Annotated in this window: 8 protein-coding genes; 3 read left to right on the top strand and 5 right to left on the bottom strand. The window is 62.0% G+C overall.

Going from position 1 to position 12,353, the window contains the following annotated elements; translation table 11 throughout:
- Positions 1-63 precede the first annotated feature (63 nt).
- Together J3S28_RS26365 and J3S28_RS26360 are read right to left on the bottom strand one after the other, a co-directional pair.
- Positions 64-1,059 carry a DUF8176 domain-containing protein gene (locus J3S28_RS26365; RefSeq protein ID WP_207843979.1) on the bottom strand — a complete coding sequence of 332 codons (996 nt, stop codon included), beginning with the start codon at positions 1,057-1,059 and terminating at the stop codon, positions 64-66.
- A gap of 71 nt (positions 1,060-1,130) precedes the next feature.
- A complete protein-coding gene (locus J3S28_RS26360; RefSeq protein ID WP_307797442.1) occupies positions 1,131-2,732 on the bottom strand; it encodes a cutinase family protein in 1,602 nt (533 codons plus the stop codon).
- A 1,470-nt stretch (positions 2,733-4,202) separates the two neighbouring features.
- Here J3S28_RS26360 and J3S28_RS28935 point away from each other — a divergent pair.
- The 3 genes from J3S28_RS28935 (at position 4,203) to J3S28_RS26345 (ending at position 7,284) form a co-directional block, all read left to right on the top strand.
- Positions 4,203-4,784, top strand: coding sequence for a helix-turn-helix domain-containing protein (locus tag J3S28_RS28935; RefSeq protein WP_372436079.1), 582 nt, complete (start codon positions 4,203-4,205; stop codon positions 4,782-4,784).
- Positions 4,785-4,869: 85 nt separating this feature from the next.
- Positions 4,870-6,246, top strand: coding sequence for a cytochrome P450 (locus J3S28_RS26350; protein WP_207843973.1), 1,377 nt, complete (start codon positions 4,870-4,872; stop codon positions 6,244-6,246).
- Positions 6,247-6,321: 75 nt separating this feature from the next.
- Positions 6,322-7,284, top strand: a complete 963-nt coding sequence (locus J3S28_RS26345) for a GAF domain-containing protein (protein WP_207843970.1) — start codon at positions 6,322-6,324, stop codon at positions 7,282-7,284.
- A gap of 1,059 nt (positions 7,285-8,343) precedes the next feature.
- Here J3S28_RS26345 and J3S28_RS28660 read toward each other — a convergent pair.
- The 3 genes from J3S28_RS28660 to J3S28_RS26335 form a co-directional block, all read right to left on the bottom strand.
- The gene (locus tag J3S28_RS28660; protein ID WP_272874251.1) at positions 8,344-8,466 is read right to left on the bottom strand and encodes a hypothetical protein; all 123 of its coding nucleotides are present in this window, start codon (positions 8,464-8,466) and stop codon (positions 8,344-8,346) included.
- 650 nt (positions 8,467-9,116) lie between these two features.
- A complete protein-coding gene (locus tag J3S28_RS26340; protein WP_207843968.1) occupies positions 9,117-9,344 on the bottom strand; it encodes a hypothetical protein in 228 nt (75 codons plus the stop codon).
- 2,558 nt (positions 9,345-11,902) lie between these two features.
- A complete protein-coding gene (locus J3S28_RS26335; protein WP_207843966.1) occupies positions 11,903-12,244 on the bottom strand; it encodes a hypothetical protein in 342 nt (113 codons plus the stop codon).
- Positions 12,245-12,353: the final 109 nt, after the last annotated feature.

The following is a 12,353-nucleotide window of genomic DNA, read 5'->3' as shown; positions in this document are numbered from 1 at the left end:
TGGGGCAGTGCCTTTCAGTTAGTGATGAAACAATTCGAGCGAGGAAATCTGTGGGCTGGCTCGCTATTGGGTGGTGTCTTTGGTGATGGCTGTGATGAGAGTCCGGCCGTCGACGACGGCGGTGGAGATGAGTTGCCGCAGAACTTGCGGTTCGGCCCCCGCTGGGGGCAGGACCGTCAACTCGACCCCCCACAGCCCGCCCGTGCGGTCGGTGATGGTGAGGCAGTAACCGGTGCCCGGGGCGACTCCGGTGTCGAGGCCGCCTTGGATCTCTTGGGCCGACGGGACACGTGCCAGCGGCGCAACCACTTGGCGGGCCTTCTCCCCGGACCGGTCCACGAAGTACGCGTATTCGAACGCCTTGATCGCCGCCGGTCCGGACGTGGTGCCACCCGGATCGCGGCCGGTGGTGACTGGCCCGTCGGTGCGATTAGGACAGTCCGGATCAGCGGGCGCAGTCACCGCTTGCGTCGCCGGTGCTTCGGGTGTGGTCTGAGCTGCGACTGGGGCATCGGAACTACTGCCGCCGGAAAACACGACGAACGCACCAACTCCCGCCACCACCGCTACCACCGCCAACAGTGCCGCGGCGATCACGTAGCCGCGCAGAGAGCGCCGACGGCGACTCGGCAGGGGTCGCGGCCCGCCCACCGACAATGGAAAGACATCGGTGCCGGAGTGCTCCTCCGGGTGCGCTGCACGGCTCTGATCAGTGGGGCCCGTCTGCCAGTCGGCATCGGAGCTAGCTGGCCGCTCTGCCCCGATCCACTCCCAGCCCGTTGCGTCGGGTGCGAGAGCGGCGAAGGTGTCGGTATCGGCTTCCCCCGGCCCAGCGGCCGGGGGTGGGGTGGGTGCACTGGAGGAGACCGCGGAGAGGGTGTCGGTCTCCTCCAGTGCCTCGCCCGATGCCGGGTCGGGGGTACCGACATCGTCTGTGGTGTCCCCGACGGCGGTGCCGCTGGCCTGCTTGGGGTCGGCGTGGTGAGTTAGCGGGGCGAAGTCGTCGAACCACCCTCCCCCATCGCCAGCGGTGGGTCCTGTGGGGTTGTTGGTGTTCACCAAGAGCTGGTTCCTCCTTTCGGGAGAACGACTTTGACTACGTACGAGATGGGGAGGAAAGCGGCGCGGGCCTAGGAGTCGCCGTTGGTATTGAGCGGCGGACGGCTCCAGGTCGTCGTCGGCACCTCGCGCGCGGAGGGATCGCTCGAGGCCGGCGTCGACGACGCAGTGCCGGGCTCAGGCGACGACGATGTCGTCGACGGGGTGGTCGGTGCGCTGGAGCTGGTCGTGCCTGCGACGGTCGGGGTGGGTGCGCCGGAGATAGCGGATCCGGAGTCGTAGCGCAGCAGGCCGTCATCGGTGTAGGGGGCCACGGTGTCGCCGGCCAGGTCGTGTGCGAGTGCTGCGAACCACTGTGCGACAAACAGAGTGGAGCTCGCGCCGGACGAGGTGCTGGCGTCGTTGGTGTACGAGCCGTGCGCGGCGGCGGTCTTCCAGTAGTTGACCATCGTGGAGACCTCGAACAGTTCCTTGTTGTCGGTGAGGTTCTGCTCCACGGCGGTGAATGCCTCATCCGCCCACCGATTGACGGTGACCGGAGGCACCAGATCGACGATCGCCGCGCCGAGTTTCGCGCCGAGAATGCCCAGTGCTGCTGGCGGGTTCGCCAGGCCGACAGTCGCCAGAGCTCCGATGGTGTCGGGGGTGAATGTCTTGCGCAGGACTGTGGTCACGGCGTTGAAGCCGATGGTCCCCACTTTCACTACTGCATTGATCGCCTCGGGAACGGTCGGCATTGGTGTCCGCGGATCCGACGCGGTCGCCAGGCGTTGTGAGATCGACTCGGTCGGCGTGTACGACAGCTCTTCGAGCGTGGTGCCTTGTACGTCTTCGTTGACGACTTCGACACCTGCTTTGATGGAGGTCACCGCCAGTGCCTGCCCGATGGAGGTCAGGGCGGCGACAGGGTCGGAGCTGTCGAGGCTCGATTGTCCGGCGATGTTGGCCACCAGGTGGGCCACGGGAGCATCAGCTGGTGCAGCGCACGCCAAATCGCCTGGAGCGCAGCGGTCCATCACTCGTCCTGACAGTGCGCCGTATCCGGACTGCTGATCGCCGGTAGGGCCGATGCCGCCGCCAGCAACAGCGACCGCCTCCGGTGCGGGGACCTGAGCCAACGACTTGCCCGATGTTCCCGGAGCAGGGTCGGGGGTGGATTTGCCCGGGGCGCCTGGAAAGACCGGTGAATCGGTCGGACGCGCGGGGTTGCCGAACAGTGCTACCCCGGCAACCCGATCTGCGGCGATCGGTCCCTGCCCGGCGCCGATCTGCTTCGCGATATTCGCGGCTGCGTGTGCGCCTTGCGAGTACCCGGTCAACGCAAATTCGGTGTCCTCGCACTGGGTGGCGATCTGGGTGATCATCGACGAGAGTCGATCCATCGCCGTGGTCACCGACGCCGCGTACGGCTCCTTGCCGCCGGCGACCGCGCCCCCGAAGCCCGCCGGATAGGGCACATACGCTCGGGCGACCTTCGACCCGGCCAGCGACAACAACGGCCGCATCACCGAACCAAGCATCCCCGAATCGGTGTCAACCGCGGCATCCTCCGACGACTCCCCCGTCCCCTGAACGCCCAGCACATACAGCGTCGGGCACCCGCCGGCGGTTGTTTGATCGGCGAGCGCAGGCCCGACGCCGGCAACTTGTGAAGTCGTGGCAATAACAGACACGGCGACAAAGCCTGCGAACGTGGTGGTCAGGCGCGAAGTTGTTGAACGCCAGCAGAACACGGACATAGTGGTGCCTTCCAGGGCAAGTGTTGAGAGGAGGTGCGTCAGTGCGTTGAAGACAGGGTGCTTACCGCGCTGATCGGAACGCGGTACATCGCGTGGCCCAACGGACACGTCGGGCCAGGCCCAAGCTGATGGCTCACGCAGAAGAACCCGACCGGCTGGGCCGGGCAACTAACACGCGGTCTTGAGCCACGAAGGAACCGCACAACACCTAAACTGGAAGAGTTCGGCGCTGTACCTACACGGTCAGAGGTTGGACAACTGGTGCCAAGTGAGTGGTTAGACGGCAAATCTCGATCACTCGCTCGGTGCTTTCCGCCCTGGGAGAGGCCAGACGGCAAATCTCCTCTCCCAGGGCACCCCGGTCTATCCGGCGGCCGCCCGTACTGGGTCATAGTGGTCAACTCTTTCCTTGCTTGCTAGATCTGGCGTACGCCACCCGAGGCGGCCGCCTGTGGGGCAACAACCACTCAGGCCGGGGGCAGAGATGCTGACCCCGCCTGAGTAGTTGCTGTTTCTCATCTCGTTGAACAGTCGGCCATTCGCCGGGTACCGGCCCGGCGAAAGGTGGTCCGACCTGTCCGTGTGCATCTGAGTTTGTTCCTTCGATTTGCTGGCGGGTTGGTCGTTTTCCATGGGGGTGACGGCAGCCGCCACTGTCGCCACCCCCTCGCCCTCGCGGTTCGACAGGGTTGAATTGGGCCCAGAAACACTGCCTAAGTTTGTGTTTCTAACAGGTGCTTGTGTTGGGAGGTGTAGATGGGCGAAGGCATGCGAATACGTCCGGGCGTCAGCAACTTTCGGCCCGCCTTTCGCGCCTTCGGAGGCTCGGAAGTCCATTCGCAGACCAGTTGCTTCGGATGAGTGATGAGTCAACAAGGCATACATCCGCGCTTTGATAAGAGCAGTCCTGAGGGGTCCGCGTTGAGTAACCAAGGGTGGGTACACGAACTTCGGGTTCCTCCGTTGTGTTTCGTCGACGACGTCGACCAGTGCCCTTAGAAGAGACAGTGGTCGTACGGCATGGCGGCTGGCTGCCAGTGGATTCTCGTGGACGACCAAATCTCTAGAGAATCCACTGGGCACAACACAACTCAGGGTGGTGAATGCACGACTTCACCACCCTGAGTTGGTCTCGTGGTGCGTGTGGAGAGCATGGGCGTGGACGGCGTCGTCCGCGTTGTAGTTCTGGTGGTGCTCACGAAGGCTCCCCCCGAGGGACGGTCGATTTACGCGCGCCAAAGCAACGCTTCGATTCGTCCGCTGGCGAGTAGTCAGCCTGCGGGAAAGCTCTCCTCATGGAGTGCTCAGTGAGCATAGGCAAACGTGACACAGAAGTGCAAGCGCTGTCCTCAGTGTGGCGTTTAAAGACCGGCATGGAAACAGCCTAAAGCGTGCACGACCGGCGTGGCAAGCAATAAGCGCAAGTATTCATCGAGACGACGGTGTCTAGTCTGTCCTGCGCGGTCAAGATGGGAGGCTAGATACAGGACAAACGGAGAGGCGGAGCGCGTGCCACGTGGCGGTACTGCCGGATTCTCTCCGGCTGCGCTGAGGAACGCCCTAGATCGACATGCTTTGACGATCGAAGATTTCGCCGACGAAATTGGCATCTCGAGGCAAGCTGTGTCGTCTTGGTTGGCCGGTGTCACCACACCTTCACCTGGCTCTCTGGTCCGAGCCGCCCGGACTTTAGAGCTGACGCCAGCTGACCTGACTCCGGGTATCAGTGCCAACCTCTACATTGCTGACCTGCGTGTGCGAACTGGAATGACTCAGACCGCAACGGCTGAGCAACTCGGGATCTCACAAAGTGCACTAAGCGAGATCGAGCGGGGGCGTCGACAACCCGACCCGAACTTGGTGGCCTCAATGGTCAGCCTCTACTCGGTGGACGAGGAGTTCATTGTCGAGGCGTGGGAGCGGACGGTAGCCGATCGTGAACGTCAGCGCGTGGCTCGACTCTCGGCGCGCCGAGCGCGCAGCTAAATATCGCAAGTATTCATCTGTAGTGCTCGCGTTCGAGTCGACCCGTTGGGTTGCACGCAAGCGAGTGGCGTGCACACTAGTGCGCATGTCTGTCCACACCCAGCGTGCAGCCTCAACATTCCCACATCCCCGACGTAGACTTCCCGGCCTGGGCGACATCCTTGCCGTGTCAACGGCGAGTCCGACCCAGTCCGAGTTTGAGCTCTCTAAGGAGCTAGGACCGATCTACGAGCTGAAGTTTGGCACGCAGAGGTTCCTCGTAGTCACCTCCGGCGAGTTGGCAAAACAGGTCAACAACGAGCAGGCGTGGTCCAAACTTGTTGCAGGTCCGTTTCTTTCAATGCGCAAGAACCTCACGGGGGCTGGCTTGCTCACTGCAGCGAATTCCGACCCGCTGTGGGGTCACGCGAACCAAGTTCTGCGCCCCGGTTTCGTACCCCAGGCTATGCGCCGCTACCACGGAGCAATGAGCGAATGCGTTAACGGTCTCTCCGAACTATGGGCAAACCAAACCAAATCAATCGATGTCTCGCGCGATATGAGTCGACTCACCCTCGAGGTGATAGGCCAGGCCGGGTTTGGCACCGAGATCGGGGCCCTACGGCCCGACTACGACTACGGATTCACTGATTCATTGACCCGCGCACTTACAAACGTGAGCCGCTCGGCGAACGATCTGCCATTCTCTCAGTGGATCTTTCGGAGTCGTCTGGCGCAGTTTCGGCACGACACGACCGAGCTACGGGCGTTCGCGCAACAGGTGATTGAACGACGACACGCGACGGGTGAGCGACGCAACGATCTACTCGACATGATGCTTCACGGAAGTGACGCCCTCAACGCGCTGCCGGATGAGAACATTGCTGACCAGGTACTGACCTTCTTGGCCGCCGGCAACGACACGACCGCTGGCTTGCTCAGCTTCTGCTTCTATTACATGTCACAGCAGCCCGAGTACTTCGCAGCAGTGCGAGCGGAGGTCGAGGATCTATGCGGTCAAGAGCCGGTCGGGTTCGAGGATGTCGCTCGACTGAAGCTCACACGCCGACTCATTGACGAAACACTGCGCTTGTGGCCTGTCGCTCCCGGATACTTCCGGAAGGCCACGGCCGACCAGGAACTTGCGGGCCGCTCAATACCCCGCGGGACCGTAGTCTTCGTCCTCACCCTCGGAGTTCACCGCGACGAAGGGACGTGGGGACATGACGCGGACGCATTCGACCCGGCGCGCTGGGAGAACTCAAAACCGGCGTCAAACCCGAATCGGGTCTACAAACCTTTCGGCACTGGGCCACGGGCGTGTATCGGCCGGATGTTTGCCCTTCATGAGGCCACCTTGGCAGTGGCCGAGCTTTCTCGTAGGTTCACTCTGAACACGGCGGGCTCATCTGAGCTGCACGTGCATGAAATGTTGACCCTCAAGCCCGAGGGTTTCAGTGTGCGGGTGCAGCCGGTCGCCTAGGGGCCAGACGGGTCGGGGAAGGGGCTGTTTGTGGCGCGCGTTAAAGATGGATACCCGCAAGACGGGTGGGTAGTCGTGGAAACGATCACCGACGGTGGAATGACGGTTGTCAGCGTGGCCGGTAGGCAAGCAGAGTGGCAATCAGTTGAGCGCAGGGCACCCGCGTTTGTTCCAATCAAGAGGTTGATTCGGGAAGTCGCCGCCCGTAGGCAGGCGATCGATGTTGATGTTCCCGGTGACGGGGGCCGCAGCGCACGTGTTGTGGCGTTACCCGTACCTACACCTCGAGGTCTGTGCCACGGCGTTCAATTCTGGTGTGGGCCAAGCGGCGCCACTCCCCCGCCTCCTCGATCCATCGCCGGATGCATTTGGGATTTCGACCGACAGATCTGCGTTCAGCCCTATGAAAGCAATGTCATGTCAGGGCGAGAATCGGTCTACACCGAGGAAGTCTCGCTGGCACGAATCTTGAGCCTGGGTGACCGTTACGACGAGTATGCGCCAGTGTTGCAGCAATTGTTTGCGCCGGAGCCGGGACACCGATCGCAGTCCCTTGTGACTGTCCCGCACGCCGAGGGGCGTCTCATGCGCTGGCAGGTCAACGTCATCGCACATCCGCCGGGCGTCTTCACGATCTGGGAGGACGTCACCGACGTCAGGCCCGTGGAGCCACCTACCCTGCACCAAATCGGTCTAGACAGCGCGCAAAGCTTAGGGCTGAATGTTGCAGTTATTGCTCCCCAGCAGGGAACTTTGGCAATGTTCCTTACGCCGCCTCCAGACTGGGTCCAGTACAACTACCGTCAAGCGGGCGTCAGCATCTTTCATCCCGACGATCTCGGGAAACTGGCAGACTTCGTCGACTCTGACAACTTCGACTCGGCCGAGCACAGCCAGTCCATCAGCATACGAATACTCAACATCGACAACGAATATGAACCGATCAACCTGACTCTCAGGCCCTATCCAGACGCCCTTGGCAGCGGTTTGGTCGTGGGGTCATTTATGCGCAGTACCCCGTCGGTCCCCGGGCCGTGACACGGTCGCCGCGACCTCCACTTGCGTCGAGCCATTTCAGCTCTGCTAGCCCCCAAGGGGGTTTTCGGCGCCCGGTTCTCGGTCTCCGAGCTGAGTTGGCGGTTATCTGTACCTGTTTCAGGCGTGTCGCTACCTGTACCTGTTACAGGCATGCGCCACGATAGACAGGTTCGCATTGAACGGCCGCGAGAAAGGAAGTTCACTGATGGCTCAACCGAATCTCGGTAAGCGCAGAGAGCATATGGTGCGCGTTCCAGCCCCCATTGACGTTCCGGACCTTGCGGCGCGCGCGGGCTACAGCACGGTCAGCAGATACGTCGCTGACCTGCTTTGCGACTTGGACGGTCAACCTGAACTCAAAGTTGGCCCGGATCTTTTGAAGGAGGAGCAGCTGCCGCTAACGGGATAAGACCCCGGAAGTCCGATCACAACTTCACACGCGGTTTCGTCGACTCCTGGAATACACGAAACCCCCTGGCTGGCGGGCCAGAGGGTTTCGTAAGGTTTCGAACTCTCAGCGCTAACTGAGAGCCAGGACGGTTTGCGGCCGCCCCATTCCCCGAAGGGACTGTCTTGGTGGACAGAGCCCAGGGTACAGTCGACCCTTGTGCGGCTGCAATCCCTGCACATCGCGTGTCGGAAACAGAATCCGGCGCATCACTAATCCTGCGTGAATATTGCGGATCAACGCCCCTACGTCCGAGGCGTGGGCGGTCTACGACCGCTTCGGCCCGCTTGCGCAAACTGGGTTGCTTCGGCCTCCAGGCGATCGCCCTGGAGCCTGGCGACTTCGCGCACGCGGGTGTGGCCTGCTGGAATCGCGACGACCATTGGCTTACCTGGGCCATTCCGATCGCGTACGCGCACCGCTATGCCGACATCGTCCCCATCCTCGGTGGCCCGAAGAACGGAATTTCACTGCGTGTGCTGACGCAGATCGCGGCCGCTCACGCAGTGCATGCGGACTTTCGAACCGGGCGCAACTGCCGGCCCAGTATTAATCGGGTGTCAGCGATCTCCGGGTACTCCGAGAGGACCATCCAGCGTGCGCGCCAGGTTCTACGACTCCTGGGCTTGGCTACCGAGATACTGCGCGGCCGCCAACGGACCCTCGACGAACGCCTCGCCTCGCACCGAGTTGGTGACAAAGGCCGCGGGTGGACTTCGGTGTACGCACTTCACAATCCGCAGGTTGTGGATAAGTCCGCAGGTAACAGTGTTGCGGCACCCCACCCCGAAGGGCGCCCTTTAGGGCGCACACCTCTTGTACCAAACAACTTACTAACCTCAACCGGCAAAGCCGGAGAGAAAAAACAGAGCGCTCCGCGCGCTAAAACCGCCACCACCCGCCGGCGATACAAGGCACCTGATCGACATGGCCTGTTACTAGCTGCGAAATGGCGTAGAAACCCACAGACACCTCGGTGGGCGCACAGATACTCACCATCAGCGTGGTCTCACGTTCTAGCCGGTCCGGCCGCGCACGGGTGGACAGACCGTGACTTGAACCAGCTACTCGTCGATGAGGTTGGGTTGGGACGATGGATTGCTAGTAGCCCGAGCCGGCCGATCCTTCTTCTGGCAGGGATCCTCAACCGTCACGAGAATCTAGATGACCGCCCCGCGGCCGCTGATGATGCAAGACAGCTCGAATACGAGTCGTGGCGAGACACTGGCTTAACGTGCGCAAAGTGCGACGAGCACGGCTGGGTGTTGCCGTATAGCGAGCCGGCTCAGCGATGCGACCATCAGTAAATACCTGGCCGAGAGCGTGACCGCAGCCGTGAGAGCTTCCGGTTTGGCAGTTCAGCCGTCCGGTGCGCTGCGAGCAGTCAAGACGCCCTGTGCTGTTGGTCCACAGCGGTGCTTCCTAGAACCGCGTCGAGGAGCTTTCGGAACTCGGCCGCCAAAGGACTGCCGTCATCGAGCCCGACGAGAACGCCTTCCGCGCGCGCAGTAGCTAGCTCGATGTTCGGGGACCCCCCAGAGCTCGGAGCCGCCGCCGCCGGCGGCGTGTCGATGTCGTATGTCGCCAGGTCGCGAGTCAACATTTCGGCCATAGATCGATGATGTTCGAGTTGGGCGGCCAGGCGCCGAGCATCGCTCTCGGCCTCGCGCCGGCAGTCGTCGGAACAGTAATGACGTGGTCGCCCTCGACCCATTGTGCGGCGGAACTCTTTGCGGCACTGAGGCCGTGCGCAGTACGCGGTAACAACTGCGGCGCGCTTGGAGCTGTTTTCGACCGTAGGTGTGGATGGCACTGCCTCGGCTACACGCCGAGTTCCAGGTTTGCGCTCCACCTCTTTATTGTCTCATAAATCGCGCGAAAACCCGGTAGGTGAATGCCGCTTGAGCTGCGCTAACGGAGCCGAGCAGTCCGTTCGGCCACCTGACGCGCCTGTAGTCGAGTCATTAAATCGGCGCGAAAAGTGCGCCAATATACTTACATCGATGTGATTCACATCTGGGGAGTGAGTACCAGCGCTCCCCAACGCCAATCCTGACATCTCGTCGCCGCCATCGACGAGGTCCAGACCAACCAACGAGAGGTGGGAACCCACGTCCTCCAGCAGGGCCTGATCGCACACTTCAATAGTCAGCGTGAGTCCCAAACGAAAAGAACCCCCCGGGTACCAGCCGGAGGGCTCTTGATCTGACGTTTGGCAGATCGAGTAACAGCTCGATCTTTTGACTCACGCCATCCCCGGAGGGACTGTCTTGCCTGACAGATCTCAGGATACTGCGTGCGCGGATGCACTCGCAATCCTTAAACACCGCGTGTCGCGTGCTGACCATGATCATCGCCTCCCCATTGCGAAGCGATGCTGACGTGGTGGCGGCGCTGGTCGCCTAGAAAGACTGCCCGGATTGATTCTGGTCGCACCCATTCCTACCGGTCGACACCGTGGCCGACGAGTCTTCCCGAGTTTCCGATAGCTTCCTACCTGTCTGATCGCGCCGGCAACTATCGCTTGCTGGCATTCGACTTCGATGTCGGCCGCTACGGTAGCGATGCCGTCGATGTTGACTGGTCGATTCTGGCTAAGGTGCTCGATGAGCTCGGCGTACCGCACCTAGTTGTCCGATCGGGCCCGGCCGGCGGAGTCCACGTCTGGGTGCGGCTCTGCGACCAGGGCGTCGAAGCACCGCTAGTCGCAGGCGTGGCGCGCGCGATTCGTTCGCATCTACCGACGCTCGACATCACTCCACTGAGCAACCCCCAGTCAGGGGCCGTCCGAATCCCGGGTTCGCCTCATCGGATGAACGGCTGCGCGACTCCCCTGCTCACCGGGACTGACCTCGATCGTGTTCTCCAGGCAATGGACCGAGAACCTGCTCCCCCAGAGCTCATAGACTGGCTTCACGCTCGCTTCCCGACGCAACCTCGACACGACTCGCACCCTGCAGCGTCTGGACGGACGGAGCTCGAGTTGATAGGCGCCGGGTCTAATCAACGACTGAATCGAGTCAGAGCAGCGCTGTCGCCTCACACGACGAAGCTCCTCCAGGCGCCGTTGCCGTCGTCGGCAGACCGTTCCGCGGTCGCATGGACCATCATTCTTGGCATGGCGGCCAGCGGCTGGTGCTGGAAAGAGGTTGCGAGGCAACTGGATCAACCTGGGCTAACGCGAATGCGCGAGGATCATCAACGGTGCGAAGCCCACGCGATCAACCAGTGGCATAAAGCTCTAACGACGGCTGCGCGGACAGCGTGGCCGAGAGCCGCACTTGATCAACTGGTTGAGGACCCGGTCACTGATCTGATCGCCGGCGCGGCACAAGCAGTGTTCGCGCATCCGGGCCACTGGGTGCGCCCTGGCTACACAAGCGCCCAGCGGGTGCTCGCCGCCTTTCTTAGCATCTGTACGGCGGCTCACAATGAGGTGATCAACATAGACGTCCGACGCCTTGCAGAGAATGCGAATGTCCACGCCGCCACGGCCTCACGCGCCCTACATCGCTTGGAAGGAGAGGGGTGGATCACCTGTGTTGATCGAGCCACAGGTACGTCGGCCGCGACCTGGAGGTTAAACGCTCCGCCGCTAGATACAGCTGCAACACAAGTGGAATCACGCCCCCTACTTCACCACCTCCAAACGCGCCTTAACCACGCGCAACACGACGTATGGGTCTGGGGCGGCGGACTCGGCGGGTGCGCCGAGCTAATTCACCTGAGCTGGGAGAACGGCTGTACAACCGCGGGCCAAATCGCCGGGGACACGGGATACGGTCTAGCGACTGTCAAGGGCTGGCTCAGGCGATTACAGGGACTCGGGATGCTCTGCGCGCGACCGGCGTGGACGAACGCCGCCCGTGTGCTTGGGGTGGACGGGATCATTCTGGATAGGGTCCACCGACATCGTCGTGAGCGTCTAGTTCGTGAGTGGTGGGAGCAAGAGCTGGCTTGGCGGAGGTTGCGAGGGAAGCGGCGCAAGCGCGGTCCGCGCGCTGCAGATACGACTCCGGAGGTGACATCGCTGCCGATCGCAGTGCCGGCCCGGATGCGCTACGGCCGCTTTCCGACCAGACCTGGTGGGCGAATGGCGTATGCCGATGCACTGGCCCACGTGGAACTGCATGAAAGGTACCGCGTTGTGGCGTGATTTTCCTGATAGATCTACGGGAGAAACGCATCCAGAGCAGCGTGGCAAAGCTGAGACCGGTTCTCCGCCATAATCTCATCGCTTGCGGCTAAATCGTCGATCGCGACAACATTGGCCTTTCGCGTGCGGAACGAGATCGCAGTACGATCTTCAACTTTACGCGGTGTTGTCCTAACGAAGATCCCATCGGACTCCTCGTCCGGCCGGAGCCGGGATACCAGAACGGCCAGCTCATCACGGCTGGCCACGATCGCATCCATGACGACGCTAGCGTACGAAACCTCGTTGGCTTTGGCGTACTTTTTGAGGCGCTGCACCAACGTGACTGGCAACGAAAGCGTGACCGGCACTGTCACATTTGCTGTCCGGTCCTCAGCTCGTTTTGCTTGCCGCTCAGGCTTAGATGGCTGTCGCTGGATTCTGGCGGCGGCCGGGGGCCCAGTAACGGCGTCAGTCGAAGGGGAC

This window comes from Williamsia soli, from assembly GCF_017377795.1.
GTDB classification, from domain to species: Bacteria; Actinomycetota; Actinomycetes; order Mycobacteriales; family Mycobacteriaceae; genus Williamsia; species Williamsia soli.
Note: the sequence above shows the minus strand (reverse complement) of the source record. Positions and strands in the feature narration are given on the sequence as shown.